This is a genomic window from Stutzerimonas stutzeri, assembly GCF_000219605.1.
Lineage (GTDB): Bacteria > Pseudomonadota > Gammaproteobacteria > Pseudomonadales > Pseudomonadaceae > Stutzerimonas > Stutzerimonas stutzeri.
This window is the reverse complement of the sequence record NC_015740.1, coordinates 3,245,695-3,269,715: the sequence shown is the minus strand read 5'-3', so window position 1 is coordinate 3,269,715 and position 24,021 is coordinate 3,245,695. Positions and strand designations below refer to the sequence as shown.

The 24,021-nt window shown below is 64.1% G+C and carries 22 protein-coding genes and 1 tRNA gene; 9 read left to right on the top strand and 14 right to left on the bottom strand.

Going from position 1 to position 24,021, the window contains the following annotated elements:
* Positions 1–76 precede the first annotated feature (76 nt).
* The 4 genes from PSTAB_RS15185 to xseA form a co-directional block, all read right to left on the bottom strand.
* On the bottom strand, positions 77–1,378 hold the full coding sequence (locus PSTAB_RS15185) for a mechanosensitive ion channel family protein (protein ID WP_013983625.1): 1,302 nt from the start codon (positions 1,376–1,378) through the stop codon (positions 77–79).
* A gap of 79 nt (positions 1,379–1,457) precedes the next feature.
* Positions 1,458–2,000 carry a hydrolase gene (locus PSTAB_RS15180; RefSeq protein ID WP_013983624.1) on the bottom strand — a complete coding sequence of 181 codons (543 nt, stop codon included), beginning with the start codon at positions 1,998–2,000 and terminating at the stop codon, positions 1,458–1,460.
* 19 nt (positions 2,001–2,019) lie between these two features.
* Positions 2,020–2,844 carry a M23 family metallopeptidase gene (locus tag PSTAB_RS15175; protein ID WP_013983623.1) on the bottom strand — a complete coding sequence of 275 codons (825 nt, stop codon included), beginning with the start codon at positions 2,842–2,844 and terminating at the stop codon, positions 2,020–2,022.
* 93 nt (positions 2,845–2,937) lie between these two features.
* Positions 2,938–4,314: an exodeoxyribonuclease VII large subunit gene (gene xseA / locus PSTAB_RS15170; RefSeq protein WP_011914105.1), complete on the bottom strand. Its 1,377-nt coding sequence runs from the start codon at positions 4,312–4,314 to the stop codon at positions 2,938–2,940.
* Between the two features lie 130 nt (positions 4,315–4,444).
* Between xseA and PSTAB_RS15165 the strand changes: the two genes are divergently transcribed.
* The 3 genes from PSTAB_RS15165 to guaA all read left to right on the top strand — a co-directional run bounded on the left by PSTAB_RS15165 (position 4,445) and on the right by guaA (position 8,289).
* Positions 4,445–4,996 (top strand): hypothetical protein, encoded by a 552-nt coding sequence (locus PSTAB_RS15165; protein WP_013983622.1) that lies wholly within the window; start codon positions 4,445–4,447, stop codon positions 4,994–4,996.
* A gap of 126 nt (positions 4,997–5,122) precedes the next feature.
* A complete protein-coding gene (guaB, locus tag PSTAB_RS15160; RefSeq protein WP_013983621.1) occupies positions 5,123–6,592 on the top strand; it encodes an IMP dehydrogenase in 1,470 nt (489 codons plus the stop codon).
* A 116-nt stretch (positions 6,593–6,708) separates the two neighbouring features.
* Positions 6,709–8,289: a glutamine-hydrolyzing GMP synthase gene (gene guaA / locus PSTAB_RS15155; RefSeq protein ID WP_011914102.1), complete on the top strand. Its 1,581-nt coding sequence runs from the start codon at positions 6,709–6,711 to the stop codon at positions 8,287–8,289.
* A gap of 80 nt (positions 8,290–8,369) precedes the next feature.
* Here guaA and PSTAB_RS15150 read toward each other — a convergent pair whose 3' ends face one another.
* Genes PSTAB_RS15150 through PSTAB_RS15125 form a run of 6 tightly spaced genes read right to left on the bottom strand, consistent with a single transcriptional unit; the run spans position 8,370 to position 13,579 of the window.
* Complete coding sequence (locus PSTAB_RS15150; RefSeq protein ID WP_019406726.1) at positions 8,370–9,110, bottom strand: amino acid ABC transporter ATP-binding protein; 741 nt, start codon at positions 9,108–9,110, stop codon at positions 8,370–8,372.
* Positions 9,111–9,118: 8 nt separating this feature from the next.
* The gene (locus PSTAB_RS15145; protein ID WP_013983619.1) at positions 9,119–9,847 is read right to left on the bottom strand and encodes an amino acid ABC transporter ATP-binding protein; all 729 of its coding nucleotides are present in this window, start codon (positions 9,845–9,847) and stop codon (positions 9,119–9,121) included.
* Entirely contained in the window at positions 9,844–11,346 is a 1,503-nt protein-coding gene (gene argH / locus PSTAB_RS15140) for an argininosuccinate lyase (protein WP_013983618.1), read from the bottom strand. The genes PSTAB_RS15145 and argH overlap by 4 nt, the downstream gene beginning before the upstream one ends.
* A gap of 20 nt (positions 11,347–11,366) precedes the next feature.
* Entirely contained in the window at positions 11,367–12,053 is a 687-nt protein-coding gene (locus PSTAB_RS15135) for an amino acid ABC transporter permease (RefSeq protein ID WP_013983617.1), read from the bottom strand.
* Positions 12,054–12,060: 7 nt separating this feature from the next.
* On the bottom strand, positions 12,061–12,723 hold the full coding sequence (locus tag PSTAB_RS15130; protein WP_013983616.1) for an amino acid ABC transporter permease: 663 nt from the start codon (positions 12,721–12,723) through the stop codon (positions 12,061–12,063).
* Positions 12,724–12,736: 13 nt separating this feature from the next.
* The gene (locus PSTAB_RS15125) at positions 12,737–13,579 is read right to left on the bottom strand and encodes a transporter substrate-binding domain-containing protein (RefSeq protein ID WP_013983615.1); all 843 of its coding nucleotides are present in this window, start codon (positions 13,577–13,579) and stop codon (positions 12,737–12,739) included.
* A gap of 207 nt (positions 13,580–13,786) precedes the next feature.
* Between PSTAB_RS15125 and PSTAB_RS15120 the strand changes: the two genes are divergently transcribed.
* The 3 genes from PSTAB_RS15120 to tadA all read left to right on the top strand — a co-directional run bounded on the left by PSTAB_RS15120 (position 13,787) and on the right by tadA (position 16,756).
* Entirely contained in the window at positions 13,787–14,707 is a 921-nt protein-coding gene (locus tag PSTAB_RS15120; protein ID WP_013983614.1) for a LysR substrate-binding domain-containing protein, read from the top strand.
* A gap of 176 nt (positions 14,708–14,883) precedes the next feature.
* Positions 14,884–16,254 carry a multicopper oxidase family protein gene (locus PSTAB_RS15115; protein WP_013983613.1) on the top strand — a complete coding sequence of 457 codons (1,371 nt, stop codon included), beginning with the start codon at positions 14,884–14,886 and terminating at the stop codon, positions 16,252–16,254.
* A 19-nt stretch (positions 16,255–16,273) separates the two neighbouring features.
* The gene (gene tadA, locus PSTAB_RS15110) at positions 16,274–16,756 is read left to right on the top strand and encodes a tRNA adenosine(34) deaminase TadA (RefSeq protein WP_013983612.1); all 483 of its coding nucleotides are present in this window, start codon (positions 16,274–16,276) and stop codon (positions 16,754–16,756) included.
* On the opposite strand, the gene PSTAB_RS15105 is transcribed toward tadA, so the two are convergent.
* Together PSTAB_RS15105 and argF are read right to left on the bottom strand one after the other, a co-directional pair.
* Positions 16,753–17,850: an ABC transporter ATP-binding protein gene (locus PSTAB_RS15105; protein WP_013983611.1), complete on the bottom strand. Its 1,098-nt coding sequence runs from the start codon at positions 17,848–17,850 to the stop codon at positions 16,753–16,755. The two genes, tadA and PSTAB_RS15105, sit on opposite strands and share 4 nt — an antisense overlap.
* A complete protein-coding gene (gene argF / locus PSTAB_RS15100) occupies positions 17,847–18,767 on the bottom strand; it encodes an ornithine carbamoyltransferase (protein ID WP_013983610.1) in 921 nt (306 codons plus the stop codon). The genes PSTAB_RS15105 and argF overlap by 4 nt, the downstream gene beginning before the upstream one ends.
* 274 nt (positions 18,768–19,041) lie before the next feature.
* Here argF and grxD point away from each other — a divergent pair, with 274 nt between their 5' ends.
* Together grxD and PSTAB_RS15090 are read left to right on the top strand one after the other, a co-directional pair.
* Entirely contained in the window at positions 19,042–19,368 is a 327-nt protein-coding gene (gene grxD / locus PSTAB_RS15095) for a Grx4 family monothiol glutaredoxin (protein ID WP_011914097.1), read from the top strand.
* A 193-nt stretch (positions 19,369–19,561) separates the two neighbouring features.
* Complete coding sequence (locus PSTAB_RS15090; RefSeq protein WP_013983609.1) at positions 19,562–19,924, top strand: VanZ family protein; 363 nt, start codon at positions 19,562–19,564, stop codon at positions 19,922–19,924.
* A 257-nt stretch (positions 19,925–20,181) separates the two neighbouring features.
* On the opposite strand, the gene PSTAB_RS15085 is transcribed toward PSTAB_RS15090, so the two are convergent.
* Together PSTAB_RS15085 and PSTAB_RS15080 are read right to left on the bottom strand one after the other, a co-directional pair.
* Positions 20,182–20,257: transfer RNA gene (locus PSTAB_RS15085), tRNA-Asn, on the bottom strand.
* Between the two features lie 99 nt (positions 20,258–20,356).
* On the bottom strand, positions 20,357–21,553 hold the full coding sequence (locus tag PSTAB_RS15080) for an amino acid aminotransferase (protein ID WP_041771805.1): 1,197 nt from the start codon (positions 21,551–21,553) through the stop codon (positions 20,357–20,359).
* A 297-nt stretch (positions 21,554–21,850) separates the two neighbouring features.
* On the opposite strand from PSTAB_RS15080, the gene uvrB reads away from it, so the two are divergent.
* Positions 21,851–23,866: an excinuclease ABC subunit UvrB gene (gene uvrB / locus PSTAB_RS15075; RefSeq protein ID WP_013983606.1), complete on the top strand. Its 2,016-nt coding sequence runs from the start codon at positions 21,851–21,853 to the stop codon at positions 23,864–23,866.
* Positions 23,867–24,021 lie beyond the last annotated feature (155 nt).

The window sequence follows — 24,021 nt, the reverse complement described above, 5'->3', positions numbered from 1 at the left end:
GCTGGCGTCAGGGAGGACGCAATGGGCAGTGCTCAAGGCTGCGCCATCTGCTTCGTGCCTCAGCGCCAACCTACGATTAGCCGGTTCGATCGGCACCTGCGTCGAACGGAGGCGTTTGTGCCTCGGGCAATGCCGGCGTGCCGCGTTGCGTCAGCGATTCGCCCCAATTGCGCATGTCCGCACCGCTCGGGTGCTGGAACACGCGCAGGCCGAATTCCGGCAGGATCGCCAGCAGGTGATCGAAGATGTCCGACTGGATCGCCTCGTACTGCGTCCATGCCACCGTATTGGTGAAGCAGTAGACCTCCAGCGGCAGGCCGTCCGCGGTCGGGCTCAGCTGCCGCACGATCAGCGTCATGTTCTGATGGATGCCGCCGTGGCTGCGCAGGTAGCGTTCGACGTACGCGCGGAAGCTGCCGATATTGGTGATGCGGCGCGTGTTCACCGGCTCCTTGCCACGCTCGGCGAGCTTGGCGTTCCACTCCTCGATTTCCTTGGTCTTCTCCGTCAGGTACTCGTCCAGCAGGTTGAAGCGATGCAGGCGCTCGCATTCGTCGCGGCTGAGAAAATGCACGCTCTGCTGATCCAGATAGAGGCTGCGCTTGATGCGCCGTCCTCCGGATTCCTGCATGCCGCGCCAGTTCTTGAACGAGTCGGAAATGAAGCGCTTGGTGGGAATACTGGTGATGGTTTTGTCCCAGTTCTGCACCTTGACGGTGTGCAGGGCGATGTCGATCACGTCGCCGTCGGCATTGAGCTGCGGCATTTCCACCCAGTCGCCGACGCGGATCAGGTCGTTGGACGTGATCTGCACGCTGGCCACCAGCGACAGCAGGGTGTCCTGGAAGATCAGCATCAGCACCGCGGCCATGGCACCCAGACCGGAGAGCAGGATCAGCGGCGAGCGGTCGATCAGCGTGGCGATGATCAGGATCGTCGCGATGGCATAGACGACGATCTTTACCACCTGCAGGTAGCCTTTGATCGGGTGCAGGCGCGCATCCGGACGGCGCTGATAGATCAGGTTGATGATGTCCAGCACCGCGCCCAGGGCCAGTGCGATGGTCAGCACGATGAAGCCACCGCAGACGTTGCGCACCACGGTCACGGCGCCTTCCGGCAGGCCGGGGACCGTCGTGACGCCGATCGACAGCACCAGTGCCGGGACGATGTTCGACAGCCGTTTGATGACGCCGAAGTCCTGCAGCTTGTTCTCGCGGGTGTGCTGCAACAGGTGGTACAGGCCGCGGACGAGGATGCGCTTGACGATCCAGTTGGACAGCCAGGCGGCGAAGATCAGCGTGGCGCTGGCGAGCAGCGTCTGCAGTTCGGGGTGGGCTCTTAGCCAGTCCAGCCAGCCGGCCAGGTCGTGGGACATGGGGTTCTCCATCACAGAAGGTCGGGCGCGACCTCAGCAACGCACGGTGGTCGCGGCCCGTCGGTTCGCAGCGTCCGGCTCAGCGGATGAACTCGCGGCTGATGCTCTTGAACAGCTCGGTGCCGGCGCGTTCCATCCACTCGAAGGCGACCATCTCCCGCGAGACGATCTGCGCACCGGCCTGGCGCATGCGTTCCAGGGCCAGGGCCTTGTCGCTGGCGCGGCGTGAGCTGACGCCTTCTTCGACGACGAACACCTCGTTGCCGCGGGCACGCAGGTCGAGCACCGTCTGCAGCACGCAGACGTGGGTCTCGCAGCCGCAGACGACGAACTGGCGACGTTCACCACCGGGGCGCTTGAACAGCTCGCCGTCGCCAGCGGCGGAGAAGTCCAGCTTCTCGAGGATCGCACTGTCTTCCACGCCGTCGCGCAGCGTGGCGATGGTCTGGCCGAGGCCCTTGCTGTACTGCTCGGTCAGCAGTACCGGTACGCCGACCCGCTTGGCCACCTGTTGCAGCCAGGCGGTGTGTTCGGCCATCGCGGCGGCGTCCAGGATCACCGGAAACAGGCGCTCCTGGATGTCGACGATCAACAGGGTGGAATCCGTTGCCTTGATGCGCATCGCTGTGCTTCCTCGTGGTTCAGGGTTTGTAGGCGCCGATGAAGATCGCCGGATCGACACGGGCGTCGTTCAGGCTGACGTTCCAGTGCAGGTGCGGGCCGGTGGCACGGCCGGTCGCGCCGACCTTGCCGAGAACCTGGCCGCGCGCCAGCTGATCGCCGACCTTCACGCCGATTTCGGACAGGTGACAGAACATGCTGATCAGCCCCTGACCGTGGTCGACGAACACGGTCTTGCCGTTGAAGAAATAGTCGCCGGTGAGTATGACCTGGCCGGCCGCCGGCGCCTTGATCGGCGTGCCGGTCTTGGCGGCGAAATCCAGGCCCGAGTGCGGGTTGCGCTCCTCGCCGTTGAAGAAACGGCGCAGGCCGAACGGCGAGGACAGCGGGCCGTCCACCGGGCGGTCGAACAACAGATTGCTCGGCTGGCGGGTGCTGAACTGCCGGTAGGCGCGGTTCTGCTCATCCAGTTCACGCTCGATGCGCTTGAGGTCTGCGGGGTTCGGGTTGACCTGGCGCTGGTTCTTCAGGGTGATGTGCTGCGCGCGATAGTCGCGGTTGCCAACCTGGAAGCTGGTGCTGCGGCCATCGACCTCCAGCTGCTGGGGGCCAGCCTTTGCCGACAGCGGGATGCCGACGATGGCGATCCAGCGCTCGCCATCCTCGCGCACCACCAGGGTCGGCTTGCCCTGATAGCGGGCCTGCGGTGCGCTGGGGCCGTTGCCGAGTTCGATCACGGCGACGCCGCCGGGCACCGGTTTGTTCAGCAGGCGGGTGATGAAGCCCTCGGCGTGGGCAGGCAATGCGAGGGAGAGGGCGAACAGCAGGGCGAAGACGCGATACATGGATGGGTCCGTTGCAGGAAACGGCCCATCCTCGCGTAAACCTCCGGCAAGAGAAAGGGCCAAGAATGTCAGGAGATTGCCGGCTCGGCTTGCTTAGAGCAGCGGCAGGGTGACCGGTTGCAGATGATTGTCTTCCACGCGTACGTCGAGCTCGCCGTCGCCGAGCCTGGCCTTGAGGCGCTGGCCGGGTTGCGTCTGGCTGGCGCTGCGGATCGCCTGGCCGCGGTCGTCGAGCAGGATGCTGTAGCCGCGGCTGAGCGTGGCCAGCGGGCTGACCACGTTGAGCGTCTGGGCCAGGCCCTGCAGCTGCTGGCGGCGGCCTTTAATATTGGCCTGCATCGCCCGCGGCAGGCGCGAGGACAGATGGTCGAGGCGCTGGCGCAGCAGATTCAGCGTGCGCCCCGGATGCTGCGCGGCCAGGCGTGTTTCCAGTCGGGCCAGGCGCTCCTGGCCACTGCACAGGCGGCGGTCCAGGGCACGCAGCAGGCGCTGCTCCAGGTCATCGATACGCTGGGCCTGCTGCTGCAGACGCTCGCCGGGATGGCGCAGGCGGCGGGTCAGGCCGTCCAGGCGCATGGCGTCGCGGTGCAGGCGATCACGCATGCGCAGTACCAGACGTTGCTGCAGGCCGTTCAGCCGCTGCTGCAGATCGGCACTGCTAGGCGCCAGCAGCTCTGCCGCCGCGGACGGCGTCGGGGCGCGCACATCGGCGACGAAGTCGGCGATGGACACATCGGTCTCATGGCCAACCGCGCAGACGATCGGCGTGACGCAGGCATCCACCGCACGCGCCACGGCTTCCTCGTTGAAGCACCAGAGATCTTCCAGCGAGCCGCCGCCGCGGGCGAGGATAAGGGCGTCGAAGCCCTGGGCGTCCGCCAGCTGCAGCGCACGGACGATCTGCCCAGTGGCTTCGCGGCCCTGCACGGCGGTGGGGATCAGCGTCAGCTCCACCTGCGGTGCGCGGCGGCGAAACACCGAGATGATGTCGCGGATCACCGCGCCGGTCGGTGAGCTGACGATGCCGATGCGCCGCGGATGGGCGGGCAGGGCGGCCTTGCGCTCGGCGGAGAACAGGCCTTCGGCGGCGAGCTTTTCCTTCAGCGCTTCGAAGGCCAGGCGCAGTGCGCCGTCGCCGGCCGGCTCCAGCATGTCGAGGATCAGCTGATAGTCGCCACGGCCTTCGAACAGCGAGACCTTGCCACGCACCCGCACCGCCAGGCCGTCGCGCAGTGCCTGGCGTACCCGCGCGGCATTCTGGCGGAACAGGGCGCAGCGCACCTGGGCGTTCCTGTCCTTGAGGGTGAAATAGACGTGGCCGGAGGCGGGGCGGGCGAGGTTGGAAATCTCGCCTTCGACCCAGACCTGGGCGAACACGTCCTCGAGCAACAGGCGGGCGCGACCGTTGAGCTGACTGACGGTCAGCACTTCGCGATCGAGATTGAGGCGCTGGAAGGGATCTTTGAGCATGGCGGCGATGATAAGCCGCGCGCGGCCAAGCGGAAACCGAATCTGCTTGGCGTCCGTCCAGCGGGCCTTGACCAGCCTACGGGCGGCGCTAAGCTGCGCGGCCTTTCTCCATCTCCGGTTCCGAGCCGTCATGAGCCACAGTCAAGCGATCATCGTGCCGCGCATTTCGACGTTCCCAGCGCACGAAGCCAAGGCGCGGATGATTCTTCGCTGGCTGGCCGAGCGGCGCATCGTCGAGTCGCTGCCGACCACCTGTGGCCGCGGTGTTGGCGGCATGGGCTACGCCATCGCTTCCGGCGCGCGCAGCGTCGTGCAGCATCCGGAGCGCTTGCCCTTTGGCGAGGCCATCAACGGCCTTGAGGTGGTCACCAAGCGCTGCATTTACACCCCGACGCAGGGCTTCGCCGAGGAAGCCGGTTGCCCCGAGTGCCGGCGTGAAATCGGCGAGGCGCTGTTCGAAAGCCTGGACGAGTGGATGCCGCGGCAGACCGAAAATTTCACCTGCCCGGAATGCGGCCACGACGACGACATCAACGGTTTCCTGTTCATCCCGGCGTGTGCCTTCTCCAACCTGGGCTTCATCTTCAATGGCTGGGGTGAGGCCGGTTTCACTCAGGCGTTTCTCGACGAGTTCGCCGAGCGCCTGGGGTTTGCCGTGGCGCTGGTGATCGATCGACCGTGACCAGTCGGTCACTCCGGCGAGGCTGTGCCTGTCGTCGTTCGTGCCGTCGCTCACATCCGCATTGAGCGCAAGGGGGTGCGTGGGTATAATGCCGCGCTTCCTTTTTCCCGCCTGGGAGCCCCCGCCATGCTGCGTATCAGCCAAGAAGCCCTGACTTTCGATGATGTTCTCCTGATCCCGGGATATTCCGAGGTTCTGCCGAAGGATGTCAGCCTCAAGACCCGCCTGACCCGCGAAATCGAGCTGAACATTCCGCTGGTTTCCGCTGCCATGGACACCGTCACCGAAGCCCGCCTGGCCATCGCCATGGCGCAGGAAGGTGGCATTGGCATCATCCACAAGAACATGAGCATCGAGCAGCAGGCCGCCGAGGTGCGCAAAGTCAAGCGCCACGAGACTGCCATCGTCCACGACCCGGTCACCGTCACCCCGGAAACCAAGATCAGCGAGCTGCTGCGCAAGGCCCATGAACTGGGCTTCTCCGGCTTCCCGGTGGTATCCGGCAAAGAGCTGGTGGGCATCGTCACCGGTCGTGACCTGCGCTTCACGCCGAACGCCGGTGATTCCGTCGCGGCGATCATGACGCCCAAGGAAAAGCTGGTCACCGTGCTCGAAGGCACCGGCCTGGAAGAAATCAAGACCGAACTCTACAAGCACCGCATCGAAAAGATGCTGGTGGTCGACGCCAACTTCCACCTGCGCGGCCTGGTGACCTTCCGTGATATCGAGAAGGCCAAGACCTACCCGCTGGCCTCCAAGGACAGCCAGGGCCGCCTGCGCGTCGGCGCGGCGGTCGGTACCGGCGCCGACACTGGTGACCGCGTCGAGGCGCTGGCTGCGGCCGGCGTCGACGTGGTGGTGGTGGATACCGCCCATGGCCATTCCCGTGGCGTGATCGATCGCGTGCGCTGGGTGAAGGAGAACTTCCCGCAGGTGCAGGTGATCGGCGGCAACATCGCCACCGCCGAAGCCGCGCTGGACTTGGTCAAGGCTGGCGCCGACGCGGTCAAGGTCGGCATCGGTCCGGGCTCGATCTGCACCACCCGCATCGTCGCTGGCGTCGGCGTGCCGCAGATCTCCGCCATCGCCAACGTTTCCGCCGCGCTGGAAGGCACCGGCGTGCCGATGATCGCCGACGGCGGCATCCGCTTCTCCGGTGACCTGTCCAAGGCCATCGTCGCTGGTGCCAACGCAGTAATGATGGGTTCGATGTTCGCCGGTACCGAGGAAGCGCCGGGCGAGATCGAACTGTTCCAGGGCCGCTCCTACAAGGCCTACCGTGGGATGGGTTCGCTGGGAGCCATGTCCCAGGCCCAGGGCTCCTCGGACCGTTACTTCCAGGACTCGTCCGCCGGTGCCGAGAAACTGGTACCCGAAGGCATCGAAGGTCGTGTGCCGTACAAGGGTTCGCTGTCGGCGATCATCCATCAGCTGATGGGTGGCCTGCGCGCTTCCATGGGCTACACCGGCAGCGCCACCATCGACGAGATGCGCACCCGGCCGCAGTTTGTGCGTATCACCGGTGCCGGCATGGCCGAATCGCACGTGCACGACGTGCAGATCACCAAAGAGGCGCCGAACTACCGCGTCGGTTGATAAGCCTCGATTGACAGGCGCTGGAAGCTGGAAGGTGGAGACCGGAAATTGCACGATCCGGTCTGCGCTTCCAGCTTTCGGCTTTCAGCTTCAAGCTCTTTCCGAAGGAAGGCTCCATGTCTCATCCTGACATCCACGCTCACCGCATTCTGATTCTCGACTTCGGTTCCCAGTACACCCAGCTGATCGCCCGCCGCGTGCGCGAGATCGGCGTGTACTGCGAGCTGCATCCGTGGGACATGAGCGAGGACGACATCCGTGCCTTCGCGCCACGCGGCATCATCCTCGCAGGCGGCCCTGAGTCCGTTCATGAAGCGGGCAGCCCGCGTGCACCGCAGGCGGTGTTCGATCTGGGCGTGCCGCTGTTCGGCATCTGCTACGGCATGCAGACCATGTCCGAGCAGCTCGGCGGCAAGGTGCAGGGCTCGGACGTGCGCGAGTTCGGCTATGCCCGCGTCGATCTGGTGGGCAAGTCCCGGCTGTTCGACGGCATCGAAGACCACATGGACGACGATGGCGTGTTCGGTCTCGACGTGTGGATGAGCCACGGTGACAAGGTCACCGAGATTCCGGCCGGCTTCCATATCCTGGCCAGCACCCCAAGCTGCCCGATCGCTGCAATGGGCGACGATGCCCGCGGCTATTACGGTGTGCAGTTCCACCCGGAAGTGACCCACACCCGCCAGGGCGGCCGCATCCTGTCGCGCTTCATCCTGGAAATCTGCGGCTGCGAAGCGCTGTGGACCCCGTCGAACATCGTCGAGGACGCCATCGCCCAGGTGCGTGCCCAGGTCGGCGACGCCAACGTGCTGCTCGGCCTGTCCGGCGGTGTGGATTCGTCGGTGGTCGCGGCGCTGCTGCACAAGGCGATCGGCGACCAGCTGACCTGCGTATTCGTCGACAACGGCCTGCTGCGCCTGCACGAGGGTGACCAGGTGATGGCCATGTTCGCCGAGAACATGGGCGTCAAGGTGATCCGTGCCGATGCCGAGGCGCAGTTCCTAGGCAACCTCGAAGGCGAGGCGGACCCGGAGAAGAAGCGCAAGATCATCGGTCGTACCTTCATCGACGTGTTCGATGCCGAGGCCAGCAAACTGCCGAACATCCAGTTCCTTGCCCAGGGCACCATCTACCCCGACGTCATCGAGTCGGCAGGCGCCAAGAGCGGCAAGGCTCATGTGATCAAGTCGCACCACAACGTCGGTGGCCTGCCGGAAGAGATGAACCTCAAGCTGGTCGAGCCGCTGCGTGAGCTGTTCAAGGACGAAGTGCGCAAGATCGGCCTCGAACTCGGCCTGCCCTACGACATGGTCTACCGCCACCCGTTCCCGGGCCCGGGCCTGGGCGTGCGTATCCTCGGCGAGGTGAAGAAGGAATACGCCGACCTGCTGCGTCGCGCCGACGACATCTTCATCAGCGAACTGCGCAACGCCGACTGGTACCACAAGGTCAGCCAGGCCTTCGTAGTGTTCCAGCCGGTGAAGTCGGTCGGCGTGGTCGGCGACGGCCGCCGCTATGCCTGGGTCGTCGCGCTGCGCGCGGTGGAAACCATCGACTTCATGACCGCGCGCTGGGCGCACCTGCCCTACGAGTTGCTGGAAAAGGTGTCCAACCGCATCATCAACGAAATCGAAGGCATTTCCCGCGTCACCTACGATGTGTCGAGCAAGCCGCCGGCCACCATCGAGTGGGAATGATTGCAGGGGCATGCGCCCTGGCGCTGATGAAGAACCCCGGCTAGCCGGGGTTCGTTGCATTGGGTCAGCTGACCGCAATCTCAGTGAATGATCTTTGACAGGAATTGCCGGGCTCGCTCGCTCTGAGGGTGGGCGAAGAAGCCTTCTGGTGCCGCGGTCTCAACAATCGCGCCAGCATCCATGAATACCACGCGGTCGGCGACCTGCCGGGCGAAGCCCATTTCATGGGTGACCACCAACATGGTCATGCCCGACTCGGCCAGCGCGACCATGGAGTCGAGCACTTCGCCGACCATCTCCGGATCGAGTGCAGATGTCGGCTCGTCGAATAGCATGATTCTGGGTTCCAGGCACAGCGCCCTGGCTATGGCGGCGCGCTGTTGCTGGCCGCCCGAAAGCTGCGCCGGATAACAGTCTGCCTTATCGGCGATGCGCAATTTCTCTAGCTGTTGCACGGCTCGCTCGCGCGCTGCACGCTTGTCCATGCCGAGCACGTGAATCGGCGCCAGAGCGCAGTTCTCGGCGATACTCAAGTGCGGGAACAGGTGGAAGTTCTGGAACACCATGCCCACGTGGTCACGTACGCGGGTGATGGTTGAGGGTGTGTCGTCGAGGGCGATGCCCGCCACTTCGAGTCGGCCGCGCTGGAAGGGCTCCAGCGAGTTGATGCAGCGGATCAGGGTCGACTTCCCCGAGCCGCTGGGGCCGCAGATCACTAGTCTTTCCCCAGGAGCGACCCGCAGGCTCACGTCGTTCAGGGCATGAAAGGCACCGTACCACTTGTTCAAGCCGTCTATCTCGATAATTGGGGCATCGGGCATGGGATCGCTCACTTCAAGACATGGGTGAGAAACTGGCGCGTGCGCTCTTCGCGCGGCGCGGAAAACAACTGGGTGGGTGCTGCGCATTCGACGATCCTGCCGCCGTCGAAAAAGATCGCTCGGTCGGCTACTTCCCGCGCGAAACCCATCTCGTGGGTGACCACCACCATGGTCATGCCCTCAGCGGCCAGTTCCTTCATTACCTGCAGCACCTCGTTGACCGTCTCGGGGTCAAGCGCCGAGGTTGGCTCGTCGAACAGCATCAGCCGGGGCTGCATGGCCAGCGCCCTGACGATGGCCACCCGTTGCTGCTGACCACCCGAGAGCTCGGTTGGCATGGCTTGCGCCTTGTGCGCCAGGCCGACCCGTTCCAGCAGTTTCATCGCCATGGCCTCGGCATCGGCGCGGGACAGGCCGCGCAGCTTCATCGGTGCCAGGGTCATGTTGCGCAGGATGCTCAGGTGCGAAAACAGGGTGTAGTCCTGGAACACCATGCCGACCTCGTCGCGCAGCCGGGCCATGGATTCACGGCTGCTGTTCGAACCGGTCAGCGTGATCTCGCCAGCCGTCGCCGGTTCCAGGGCGTTCAGGCAACGGATCAGGGTCGATTTGCCCGAGCCGCTGGGCCCGATCACCACCACTACTTCGCCTTCGTGTATATCGAGATCGACGTCCTGGATGACCTCGGTGTCGCCAAAGCGTTTGCGCAGGCCGCGTACGGTCATCAAGGTGGTCATGATTGTGCGAGCCTCTCGGTGGCGGCTTGCAGTGCCTGCTGCGCCTCGCTCTGGCGCTGGCGACGACCTGCGTGACTGGCTCGCTCCTGCTCCAGGCGTTGGCGCGCGGCATCGATCTGTACGCGTTGGGCACTGGCCGCCGGACCGCCGGGCAGGCTGCGCGACCTGACATTGGTAATCGGGTCCAGAGCCTCGCGAACCTGCTGTTCGTTCAGACCTAGGGAGCGGCCAAGCTGCTGCTGGGCAGCGCGTTCGACCATCGCGCTGTCGATGCGACTTGCCGGCAGCCCATCGTCCATCGCCTGGCGTACCACCGCGCCGACGACGTGGTGCGCCTCGCGGAACGAGAGGTCGGCCGCGCTGACCATTAGGTCGGCCAAGCCAGTAGCGGTGGAGAAGTCTTCCGCCGCCTTGCGCAGCCCGGTTTCCAGATTCGGCCGCGCGGTCCGCAGGACCAGATCCAGCAGGGTCAGGCATTGCTGGCATTCCTGTGCCGACTCCCAGAAGCCGCGCATGCTCTCGCGATTGCCGTCGCCGGTATGGGTGAAGTTTGTGCCTTTGATGGTTGCGGCTGAGGCGACCAGTGAGCCGAGTATCTGCCCGGTACGCCCCTTGAGGTACTCCAGGACCACCGGGTTCTTCTTCTGCGGCATGATGCTGGACGTGCCGGCGACGCTGTCCGGGAAATCGATGAGTGCGAACTCGTGGGTCGACCAGACGAAGAAGTCTTGCGCCACGCGGCTCCAGAACACCGCCAGGAGCGTCATCTGCGCCATGCTTTCCAAGGCGAAATCCCGCGAGCCGACCGCGTCCAGGGTGTTTTCCAGGAAGCCGTCGAAACCTAGCAGCTCGGCGGTGCGCGCGCGGTTGATGGCGAACGGCGTGCCGGCGAAGGCGGCGGCACCCATGGGGCTACGGTTCATGCTGTCGAGGGTCGCGGCCAGGCGCAGGCAGTCACGTTCTAGGGCCTGGGCAACGCCGGATAGGTAGAAACCGAAGGTGATCGGCTGTGCTGGTTGCAGGTGGGTGTAGCCCGGCATGATCGCGTCGGTGTATTTCGCCGCGGCGTCCAGGGCGCTCTGGCGCACGTTGTAAAGCGCGTCGAGCAGGTCCATGAGGACGTCGCGACCGCGCAGGCGGTCCAGGGTCGCCAGCAAATCGTTGCGGCTGCGTCCGATGTGCAGACGCCCGCCGACGTCGGTGCCGACCTTCTCGATCAGGTGTGCCTCGTAGTTGAAATAGGCGTCTTCGCGCAGCGGATCGAGCGTCACGGCTTGCGGGCCGACCTGCTCCATTTCGAGCACGCCGCGAGCCAGGGCGACGGCCACTGGCGCGTCTATCAGGCCGCATTCGGCAAGCATGACGATATGGGCCTTGTTGACGTCACCGAGATAGCCGAAGCCGTCGGCGAACCCTGCGAGGCGCGGTGCGTAGATGAGGTCGCAGACTTCCGCTGCGGTGGGTTCCTTGAGTCGACGGCTGACTTTGGATTCGAGCATGGGAACAGGCCTTCTGGACATCAGGGCTGAGGTTGGCCGAGTCGGGACGCATTGCGGCCCAGGCGACGTTCGAGGTAGCGGCTGAGCCAGGTCAGCGCGCTGCAAATGACGAAGTAGACGAGCAGGACCACGCTATACACCGTGAAGGCGGGGTTCACGCCCCCCATCATGGTGCTGCGCTCGACGATGATCTGGCCGACCTTGAGGAACTCGCTGACACCGACCAGCGCACCCAGTGACGTGGCCTGCACCAGCAGGGTCAGCAGGCCGGTATAAGCCGGCAGGATCGCCTTGAGCGACTGCGGCACGACGATGTACGCATAGATGTGCCAGGGCCGCAGGCCGAGCGCCCAGGCGCTCTTCCACTGGTGCCGCGGCACCGAGAGCAGACCGCCACGCACGATTTCTATGCCGTTGGCGCTGCCCCACAAGGTCAGGCCAAGGGTCACCGCGGCGAAGGGGCTAAGGTTGATCCCCAACAACGGCGCGCCGAAGAAAATGAAGAACACGTTGACGATTAGCGGTATCGAGCGGAACAGCTCTACGTAACCGTGGATCGCCCAGCTTAGCGGGCGGTTCTTCACCGTGGCCAAGGTGCCGAGCACGACTGAAATCAGCGTGGTGAACATCAGAATCACCAGTGCCAGCTTCAGGGTCATGAGCAGGCCCTTGGAAATGAACCCCCAGTTCTCGATCACGAATTCCATGGCGGCCTCATTGTTGGAAGGGGCGTTGCAGGCGTGCTTCGAGGCGTCCCGCGAGCAGCGCCAGGACCGCCACCAGAGCGAGGTAGATCACGCAGATGGCTGCGAACATCTCGATGGCGCGGAAATCCGTGGCGATACGGTCCACCGCGACGAAGGTCAGCTCGGCCAGTCCGATGGTCTGCAGGTATGCCGAGTTCTTCAGTAGCGAGATGGCCGTGTTGAGCATGGCCGGCAGGCTGATGCGAAACGCGATGGGCACCGCGATCAGGCGGAAGAACTGCCGCGACTGCAGGTTGAGCGCCATCCCGGCCTCCCGCAGTCCCTTGTCGATTGTGGCCAGGCCCCCGCGCAGATTCTCGATCTGGTAGGCGCCCGCCCAGAGTGACAGGCAGAGCACGCCCGACCAGTACAGCGACAGCTTCATGCCCACGGCAGGCAGGCCGTAGAAGATGAAGAACAGCTGTACCAGAATCGGCGTGTTGCGGATCAGCTCGACATAGAGCACCACCAGTTGTGACAGCACTGGCAGCTTGAACAGCCTGACGCCAGCACCCAGCACGCCGATCAGCAGCGACAGGACGATGCTCAGTGCCGAAACCTGGAGGGTCATCCATAACCCGTCGAGCAGGGCAGGCCACTGCGTGAGCAGGTAGTCGAAATCGAAGCTCATGGGAAACCGCCGATCAGTGGGATTCTTCGGGCTTGGGCTGCTCGAACACGCTCAGGTAGTAGCCGCGGATGGTTTCCGGGACGTATTGCTCGATCCACGGGCGGAAGAGCCGCTCCTCGTGCATGCGCTCGACGGCGGTGGAAAGGTAGGTTTGCCATTCGTCCTCGCCCTTGCGCAGGCCGATGGCGGCGTCGGAGATCTGGAACGGCTCCTGGACCAAGCGCAGCGAATCGTCATTGCCGGTCACCACTACCAGGGTCGCGGCGTCGTGGGTGTAAGCGTCGGCGCGGCCCTGTCGGAAGCTCTGCAGCGCATCGGCGGCACTGTTCAGGCGCAGGGTCTTTACTTCTGGCATACGCTCTTCGAACCACTTGGCCTGCACCGAGCCCTTGAGTGTTGCCAGGGTCTTGCCCTTGAGGTCGTCGATCTTTTCGATGCCGCTGTCCTTGCGGACCAATACGTCACTAGCACCCCAGCGATAGGGCTGGGTGAAGGCGATCACGCGCTGGCGCTCCGGGGTAACGCCCAGAGTGGCGATCAACAGGTCGACCTTGTGGCCAAGCAGCTGAGGCACGCGGTTTTCCGCGGTAACGCAGGTAAAGGTTACCTTGTCCTTGGAGCCGAGAGCCCATTCGGCGATCTGCCGGGACATTTCCACCTCGACTCCGGCGAAGTTGCCGTTGTTGTCCTGGTAGCCATAAGGTGGTTGGTCGCAGCGCACGCCTGCGCGCAACTTGTCCTGTTTGCTGATGGATGACGGCACGGGCGGCATGCCCTCAGCGGCCACCGAGTGGGCGGCGAATCCGAGCGAAGTGGCGACGACAAGGGCGAGCTGAAGCTTGGGGAACGATGGCATAGGTGTCTCCTGTTTTTTGTTATCGCAATGGGTGAGCCTGAGCTCGAGCGGAACCATGGCAGTTAGGAGTAGCGGAACGTTGATATGAGCCTCGCTGTGCGTTCCGATCACATTGGCGCGGGCCTTGGCTGAAGTTTTAAAGGGAATGGCTCATACTGACAAATGCTAATACGCTACGTGTTCATGCATGAATGATATGGGGATGCCGTGAACTTCAAGCAGGTGGAAGCCTTCCGGGCCGTGATGCTGTCCGGCTCCATGACCGCTGCGGCCGAAGCGCTGCATACGTCACAGCCCAATATCAGCCGGTTGATCGCGCAACTGGAGCGCCTCAACGGTTTTTCCCTGTTCGAGCGAATAGGCAGCCGGCTGGTCCCAACCGATGAGGGCACGGCATTCTTCAACGAAGTGGACAGAGCGTTCATCGGCCTGCGCAACCTTGAGCACTCGGCGCGGCACATTCGCCAGCTCGGCACCGGACGGATACGCATAGGCGCCGTGCCGTCGCTGTCCCTTTCCGTGCTGCCACGGGCCATCCAGCGCTTTCGCGAAGGTCATGAGCAGGTCGCAATCTCGCTGCATACCAGCGACTCGACGACGGTAGCGCGCTGGGTCGCTTCGCAGTTCTGCGATTTCGGCCTAGTGTCGTTCATCGGTGAGGAAACCCCTGGGGTGCGGGCACGTCTGATCGGCGACTTGCCTGCGGTGTGCATCTTCCCCAAAGGGCATCGCCTAGCGGCGTTGGAGCGCGTCGGGATCGATGATCTCGCCGGGGAGGAGTTCGTCTCGCTGGCGCACGACGACGGCACTCGGCGCCGCATCGATCGGCTGTTTCTGCAGCATGGGGATCGTCGCAAGCTAAGCCTCGAGGCGCCCTATGCTGCGATCATCTGCGCCATGGTCGGTACTGGGCTCGGGGTGAGTATCGTCAGCCCCCTGGTGGCGCAGGGCTACCTACATGCGGGCATCGAGGTGCGTCCGTTCGCTGCCGATTTCAGTTTCACCAGCTATCTGCTGTACGCCGATCATCGACCGCAGAACAATCTGGGTTCGCGCTTCGCGACTTTGCTACAAGCGATGTTCCTTGAAGAAAGAATGCAAGGCGGGGCTGCCGAGACGGCAGGGTGACGCCCAAGGCAGCGCTATGGCCGCTGTGGGTGTATTCCGCTAACCTTGCGCGCCATCGAACCGGGCGAAGCCATCGTGTGGCCGTTTCGTTTCGTGCTCGCGACCTCGCGCAGACGAGGCGCTCAATTTTCGACGCCCTGATGAGCCATCTTTGTCGTGCAGGAGCAGGTTTTCTCATGCGTTTTACCCGTAGACAAGTGCTCGCTGGCCTGGCCGGCCTCGGTGTTGTCGGTCTGGCCGGCAGTGGCGTGCGCTACTGGCTCGGTCGCCCGATCGATGTCACCACCCATGATTACGAATTGATCGCCGCGCCGCTGGATGTCGAGCTGGTGCCCGGTCACGTTACGCCGGCGTGGGCCTATGGCGGGCAGGCGCCCGGCCTGGAGCTGCGCGGCCGCCAGGGCGACTGGTTGCGTGTGCGCTTCATCAATCAGCTGCCGGAGCCCACCACCATTCACTGGCACGGCATCCGTCTGCCACTGGAAATGGACGGCGTGCCCTATGTGTCGCAGCTGCCGGTCCTGCCCGGCGAATTCTTCGACTATCGCTTCCAGCTGCACGACGCCGGCAGCTTCTGGTATCACCCGCACACCACCAGCGCCGCGCAGTTGGGACGCGGGCTGGTCGGCCCGCTGATCGTCGAGGAGCGTGAGCCGAGCGGCTTCCGTCACGAGCGCACGCTCAATCTGAAGAGCTGGCACATCGACAAGCAGGGCGCCTTCACCGAGTTCAGCGTGCCCCGCGAGGCGGCCCGCGGAGGCACACCCGGGGTGCTGTCGACGGTCAATGGCAGACATGCCCCGTTGCTGGATCTGCCGGCCGGGCAGGTCGTACGGCTGCGCGTGCTCAATCTCGACAATACGCTGACCTATCGACTGAACCTGCCGGGCGGCGACGCGCGCGTCTATGCCCTCGACGGCCATCCGGTCGCGCCGCGTCCGCTGGGCAAGGAATACTGGCTCGGCCCGGGCATGCGCATCGACCTCGCGCTCAAGGTGCCACAGGCGGGCACCGAGCTGTCCTTGCGCAACGGCCCGTTGCGGCTGGCGACGCTGCGCGCGGTGGCCCATGACGAAACTGCTGGCGACTGGCCGCCGGCGCTGCCGGCCAACCCGGTCGCGGTGCCGGACCTGCAGCGGGCGGAGACGCTGCGCTTCAATTTTGAGTGGGCTGGCCATCTGTCGGCAGATGTCGAGCAGGGGGCGGCCTACACGTTCTGGCAGATCAACGGCCAGGCGTGGGACATCAACGACAAGAGCTGCGCCGAACGGCCGATCGCGACGCTGAAGAAGGATGGCCATTACATCTTCGAGCTGCGCAATCTCAGTCAGTATCAACATCCGATCCACCTGCACGGCATGACCTTCCAGGTGATCTCGTCCAACCGGCGCAAGATCGACCCCTGGTTCACCGACACCTACCTGCTGGGCAAGAACGAGACGGCACGCATCGCGCTGGTCGCCGATAATCCGGGCACCTGGATGTTCCACTGCCATGTCATCGACCATATGGAAACCGGACTGATGGCGGCAATCGAGGTGGTATGAAACAGGGTAGGGCGCAGTCGTGAGGAAACCGCTGATCCTCGATCGCAGCCAGGACGAGCGGTTCATGCGCGAAGCACTGGCGCTGGCAGCGCAGGGTGCCGCATTGGGCGAAGTGCCGGTGGGGGCTGTGCTGGTGCATGAGGGGCAGATCGTCGGGCGCGGCTTCAATTGCCCGATTTCGCGCCACGACCCCAGTGCCCATGCAGAGATGGTCGCCATACGTGCTGCCGCGCAGGCGCTGCAGAACTATCGGCTACCCGGTAGTACGCTCTACGTGACGCTCGAGCCGTGCAGCATGTGCGCCGGGCTGATCGTGCATTCGCGCGTTCAGCGAGTCGTCTATGGTGCCACCGAGCCGAAGGCCGGCGTGGTTGTCAGTCGTGGTCAGTTCTTCGATCAGGGCTTTCTCAACCACCGGGTACTGGTCGAAGGTGGCGTGCTGGCCGAGGAGTGCGGGACGGTGCTCAGCGAGTTCTTTCGCCAGCGCCGGCAGAAGGGTTAGCGCGCCGCCGTTGTCGGCTGCAGCGTTTCGTGGGCGGCAACGCTGCCTTGTGCCGGAAAGATGACGAGATGGTCGGCGGCGATGGCGATGCCGACTTCCTGTCCGGTGGGGTAGTCGGCATGGCTGGTGAAGATCGCCACCAGCTGGTTGCCGGTGGGCAGTTGCAGTCGGTACAGCGTGGACGCGCCGAGGAAGGTCTTGCCGACGATCAGTGCACGCAACGGGCTGTCCGGTCGGTAGACGATGTCATCCGGGCGCAGCAGTACGTCCACCGAGCTTCCGCTTGGCCAGTTGTAGGCACGGTTGCCGCGAATAGGACCGAGCTCGGTCTGCACGGTTTCCGGGTCGAGCAGTTGCCCGCGAATGAAATAACCCTGGCCGATGAAGCTTGCGACGAAGGGCGTCAGCGGTTCGTGGTAGAGGTTGAACGGCGTGTCCCACTGCTCCAGTCGACCATCCTTGAACACGCCGACCTGATCGCTGACGGCGAACGCTTCTTCCTGGTCATGGGTGACCAGAATGGCGCTGGTCTTGCGCGCCTTGAGGATCTCGCGCACCTCGTGGCTGAGGCGCCGGCGAAGCTCTACATCGAGGTTGGAGAAGGGCTCGTCGAGCAGCAGCAACGCCGGTTCCGGCGCCAGTGCCCGGGCCAGCGCCACACGCTGCTGTTGACCGCCGGAGAGCTCGTGGGGATAGCGCTTGCCGAGCGCGCTCAGGTGTACCAGCTCGAGCATTTCGTCGACGATGCGCGCGCAATCGGGCTGTTTGCGGATACCGAAAGCGATGTTCTCCGCCACGGTAAGGTGCGGAAACAGGGCGTAATCCTGAAACACCATGCCGATGCGGCGCTTCTCCGGCGCCAGGGTGAAGCCGGCACGGGAAATGACGGTGTCGGCTAGCTGGATCTCTCCCTGGTGCACGGGCTCGAAGCCGGCGATGGCGCGCAGCGTGGTGGTCTTGCCGCAGCCGGACGGGCCCAACAGGCAGCCGATGTCGCCGCGATTCAGGTGCAGGTTGAGATGCTGAACGATGCGCTGCTCACCATAGCCGCAGGCCAGGTCGCGCAGTTGTAGCAGCGGCAGTTCAGGTTTCATGCGTGGTGATAGGCCGGCTCGACAAGAAACTCCAGCAGTGCCTTCTGCACGTGCAGGCGGTTCTCGGCCTGATCCCAGGCGACCGAGCGGGGGTCATCGAGCAGATCGTGACTGATTTCCTCGCCACGGTGGGCCGGCAGGCAGTGCATGAACAGCACGTCCGCGGCGGCGCAGTCGAGCAGCGCGCGGTTTACCTGATAGGGGCGGAAGGTGGCCAGGCGCGCGGCCACTTCATCTTCCTGGCCCATGGATGCCCAGACGTCGGTGCTGATCAGGTTGGCGCCCGCCGCTGCCTCGCGTGGGTCGCGCAGCACCTGCACACGCTCGCCGGCGCGTGCCAGCAGCTCGGCGTCGGGTTCGTAACCTTCGGGGCAGGCGACCTTCAGCCGGAAGTCGAACTGGATGGCCGCTTCTATATAGGTGTTGCACATGTTGTTACCGTCGCCGATCCAGGCTACCGTCTTGCCGGCAATGCTGCCGCGGTGTTCGTGGTAGGTCTGCATGTCGGCCATCAGCTGGCAGGGGTGCAGGTCATCGGACAGGCCGTTGATCACCGGTACGCTGGAGTTGGCGGCGAAGTCGGTCAGGGTCGAATGGGCGAAGGTGCGGATCATCACCGCGTCGAGCATGCGCGACATGACGATGGCCGAGTCGCTGATCGGCTCGCCGCGGCCAAGCTGGGTGTCGCGCGGGGAAAGGAAGATCGCCTGGCCGCCGAGCTGGATCATGCCGGCTTCGAAGGACAGTCGGGTGCGGGTCGAGGCCTTCTCGAAGATCATGCCCAGCACGCGATTCTTCAAGGGCTCGAACAGGACGCCGCGCTTGCGCAGATCCTTCAACTCGATGCCGCGGCGGACCAGGCTGTTCAGCTCCTGGGGCGTGCAGTCCATCAGTGAGAGAAAATGCCTTGCGCTCATATCAACTACCTTTATTGCCGCAGCGCGCGATCCGAGGATTTTCGACAGAAAAGGGGACCGACGACTGGGGAGTCGCACGGGGAGCGACGAAACGGGAAAGGCGCGATCTTATCCAGAAAGCAAGCACAGGCGCAAATCCTCGGTCCAGGGGCCTGGCAGGGCTGAATCTCAGTAATGACGGCCTTTGCGCGGCAACATAGCCGAGTCTCGCACTCGGCTTTCCGAGAGGTTTTCCGGTACAATGCCCGGCAACCGTGTCTAGCCGAGGTAGTCCATGGATATCATCGAAACCATCAAAGAGCAGATCGCCAACAACCCGGTGCTGCTGTACATGAAGGGCTCGCCCAATGCGCCGCAGTGTGGCTTCTCCGCCCGCGCGACCCAGGCGGTAATGGGCTGTGGCGAGAAGTTCGCTTACGTCGACATCCTGCAGAACCCCGAAATTCGCGCCAACCTGCCCATCTATGCCAACTGGCCGACCTTCCCCCAGCTGTGGGTCAACGGTGAGCTGGTCGGCGGCAGCGACATCATCCTCGAGATGTTCGAGAAGGGCGAATTGCAGACCCTGATCAAGTCCGCGGTAGGCAAGACCGAGGCTTGAGTTTCAGGCGCCGCAACAGCGCGCCAGTGAATGCCCGCATCCATGGATGCGGGCTTTTTTTTTGGGGGCCAGAGATATCCGGTAAAAGGACAGCGAGCCGCTCCATTGACCTTTGTTGCCATTTGCCGGTCAGAGATCGCGGCAAGGGCATCGCCCACCATCAATCAGTCTTCCGAGTGAGAAATTCCGCCGTATGCCCTATTTGCGAGTGTTGCCTTTTCTGATCGTGTTGGCGGTCGTTCTGTTTGCCGGTCTCAAACCCGAGCCCGTGCCCCAGCTGTTCAGCCAGCAGGACAAGCTGCATCACATGATGGGGTTCGCAGCACTGGTCTTCACTCTGCGGCTGGCGTTCCCGCGGCTACCGATCTTCTGGGGTGTCGGCCTCACGCTCGTGGCGGCCTTGGGCATCGAGATGGCACAGGGCATGCTGCCGCATCGCACCGCCTCGCGCTGGGATATGGTCGCGAACGTGCTTGGCGTGATTTCCGGCTGGTGCTGTTGGATGCTCGCGCAAGGCTGGTGGCGCCAGCGGATGGGTACTCCGGTGGCCGAGTGAGTCGGCTGCAAGCGCTGCGCTCCACTTCTATATGAGAGGAGGCGTAGTCCCTGGTGAGAGTCCGGCAGGCAATAAAAAACCCAGCGCGCTGGCTGGGTTCTTGAATTTGGCTCCGCGACCTGGACTCGACTGCGTCAGCAGAACGCGCTTCAGCGCGGCCCCGCAGGGGTGAGCGAAGCGAATAACCTGGGACGCAGCCCCTGGTGAGAGTCCAGCAGGCAATAAAAAAACCAGCGCGCTGGCTGGGTTCTTGAATTTGGCTCCGCGACCTGGACTCGAACCAGGGACCCAATGATTAACAGTCATTTGCTCTACCGACTGAGCTATCGCGGAACAACGGTGCGTATCCTACTGTTTGGAAAGGAGAAGTCAACCCCTCCAGCAGTGCGCCGGGGCCGGACGCGAGGTGCGCCGTGGCCCCGGTGCGTAGGCTCAGAGCACCTGGACGATGGCGTCGGTGACGGTGCCCAGGTTGTTGCGGTTCAGCGCTGCGGCGCAGATGCGGCCGGTGCTGATGGCATAGACACCGAACTCGACCCGCAGGCGCTCGACCTGTTCGGCAGTGAGGCCCGAATAGGAGAACATGCCGCGTTGCGCCGCGACGAAGCTGAAGTCGACTTTCGCGCCCTTGGCTGCCAGTTGCTCGACCATACCCAGGCGCATCTCGCGGATTCGGCTGCGCATCTCGCCGAGCTCGGCTTCCCACATGGCGCGCAGTTCCGGGCTGTTGAGCACGGAGGCGACCACGGTGGCACCGTGGGTCGGCGGGTTGGAGTAGTTGGTGCGGATCACCCGCTTGACCTGCGACAGCACGCGCGCCGACTCGTCGCGGCTCTGGGTGACCATCGACAGGGCGCCGACCCGCTCGCCGTACAGCGAGAAGGATTTGGAGAACGAGCTGGATACGAAGAAGGTCATGCCCGACTCGGCGAACAGGCGCACGGCGGCGGCATCTTCCTCGATGCTGTCCCCGAAGCCCTGGTAGGCGATGTCGATGAACGGCACGTGGTCCCGAGCGCGCAGCACCTCGAGGATCTGCTTCCAGTCGTTCAGGTCCAGGTCGACGCCGGTCGGGTTATGGCAGCAGGCATGCAGCACGACGATGGAGCGCGCTGGCAGCTCATTGAGGTCCTGCAGCAGGCCGGCGCGGTCGATGCCGTGGCTGGCGGCATCGTAGTAGCGGTAGTTCTGTACCGGGAAGCCGGCCGATTCGAACAGCGCGCGGTGGTTTTCCCAGCTCGGGTTGCTGATCGCGACAACGGCATCGGGCAGCAGACGCTTGAGGAAGTCGGCGCCGACCTTTAGAGCTCCGGTACCACCCAGTGCCTGGGTCGTGACCACGCGGCCTTCGGCGATCAGGGCCGCGTCATTGCCGAACAGCAGCTTCTGCACCGCGTTGTCGTAGGCGGCGATCCCTTCGATCGGCAGGTAGCCGCGCGGCGCATGGGCAGCGATGCGTGCCTGCTCGGCCTCGGCCACGGCGCGCAGCAGCGGAATGCGACCTTCTTCGTTGTAGTAGACACCGACACCGAGGTTGACCTTGTTCGGCCGCGTGTCGGCGTTGAAGGCTTCATTGAGGCCGAGGATAGGATCGCGCGGCGCCATTTCGACAGCAGAGAACAAACTCATGGTGAGGGGGCTCGAAAGAGAAGGAGTGACAGATTTCACCACCCTCGCGTCGGCGCGCAGGGTGATGCGCAAACGGGGCGGTAGTATAGCGGTCATGCCTGGCGCCTGCGATATGCTACCGAGGTTTTCTGCGGCCTTTTGGTGCGTTTTGCCCGCCGGCGGATGGGCGGTTTGATTGCTCCGGCGGCATCGACTGGCAACCCAGTTTTGGCAAAGGCCGATGGGGCAAACAAAGGTGCTGAACAGACCTTTCACAGCTCCGACATCAAGGCCATGCACGTTTACTAGAGAGGCGAAATGTCCAAGTTCGAACTGGTCACGCGTTTCAAACCGGCCGGCGACCAGCCGGAGGCCATCCGGCAGATGATCGAGGGAATCGAGGCGGGGTTGTCGCACCAGACGTTGCTTGGTGTGACCGGCTCGGGCAAGACCTTCAGCATCGCCAATGTGATCGCTCACGTGCAGCGACCGACGCTGGTGCTGGCGCCGAACAAGACGCTCGCCGCGCAGCTGTACGGTGAGTTCAAGGCATTCTTCCCGAACAATGCGGTGGAGTACTTCGTTTCCTATTACGACTACTACCAGCCGGAGGCCTACGTACCGTCGTCGGACACCTTCATCGAGAAGGATGCCTCGATCAACGACCACATCGAGCAGATGCGCCTGTCGGCGACCAAGGCGCTGCTGGAGCGGCCGGATGCGATCATCGTCACCACGGTCTCGTGCATCTACGGCCTGGGCGATCCACAGTCGTACCTGAAGATGGTGCTGCACGTCGATCGGGGTGACCGTCTCGATCAGCGCGAGCTGCTGCGGCGGCTGACCGGCCTGCAATACACCCGCAACGACATGGATTTCGCCCGTGCCACCTTTCGTGTGCGCGGCGACGTGATCGACATCTTCCCCGCGGAATCGGACCTCGAGGCGGTACGCATCGAACTGTTCGACGACGAGGTGGAAAGCCTGTCAGCCTTCGATCCGCTGACCGGCGAGGTGATCCGCAAGCTCCCGCGCTTCACCTTCTACCCCAAGAGTCACTACGTGACCCCTCGGGAGACGCTGCTCGACGCCATCGAGAAGATCAAGGACGAGCTGCGCGAGCGGCTCGATTACCTGCGCAGTCAGAACAAGCTGGTGGAGGCGCAGCGGCTCGAGCAGCGCACGCGTTTCGATCTGGAAATGATCATGGAGCTGGGCTACTGCAATGGCATCGAGAACTACTCGCGCTACCTGTCCGGGCGCGATGCCGGCGAGCCGCCACCGACGCTGTTCGACTACCTGCCGGCCGATGCGCTGCTGGTGATCGACGAGTCTCACGTTTCGGTGCCGCAGGTCGGCGCGATGTACAAGGGCGACCGCTCGCGCAAGGAAACCCTGGTGGAGTACGGCTTCCGTCTGCCGTCGGCGCTGGACAACCGGCCGATGCGCTTCGACGAATGGGAGGCGATCTGCCCGCAGACCATCTTCGTCTCCGCGACGCCCGGGCCATACGAGGCCGAACATGCTGGCCGCGTGGTGGAGCAGGTCGTGCGCCCGACCGGTCTGGTCGATCCGCAGATCGAAGTGCGCCCGGCGCTCACGCAGGTGGACGACCTGCTGTCGGAGATCCGCAAGTGCGTGGCCAAGGAGGAGCGGGTGCTGGTCACCACGCTGACCAAGCGCATGTCTGAAGACCTCACCGACTACCTTGGCGATCATGATGTGAAGGTGCGCTACCTGCACTCGGACATCGACACCGTCGAACGGGTGGAAAGCATTCGCGATCTGCGCCTGGGCACCTTCGACGTGCTGGTGGGCATCAACCTGCTGCGCGAGGGGCTGGACATGCCCGAGGTCTCGTTGGTGGCAATTCTCGATGCGGACAAGGAGGGCTTCCTGCGCTCCGAGCGCTCGCTGATCCAGACCATCGGCCGCGCTGCGCGCAACCTCAACGGACGGGCGATTCTCTACGCGGACAATGTCACCGGCTCCATGCAGCGGGCCATCGACGAGACCGAGCGTCGTCGAGCCAAGCAGATCGCCTTCAACGAAGCTCACGGCATCGTGCCCAAAGGCGTCAAGAAGGATGTGCAGGACATCCTCGAGGGTGCCACGGTGCCCGGCTCGCGCAGCAAGAAGCGTCGGGGCGAGGCGAAGGCGGCAGAGGAGAGCGCGCGCTACGAGAGCGAGCTGCGCTCGCCGAGCGAGATCACCAAGCGCATCCGCCAGCTGGAGGAAAAGATGTTGCTGCTGGCGCGCGACCTGGAGTTCGAGGCGGCGGCCGAGGCGCGCGACGAGATTCACAAGCTGCGCGAACTGTTGCTGCAGGTGTGAGGCTTCCTCTCGAGTCCCCAGGCCCGCTCCTGCGAGCGGCCTGTATGAGGCGTGCCATGGCGAGCGCTGCGCAGGCGTTCGGCTGGAGCCTGACGCGGCGTGCCTGCTAACATTCGCCCCTTCGATTTTCGTTTCTCCATTTTCGTCCGAGAGCT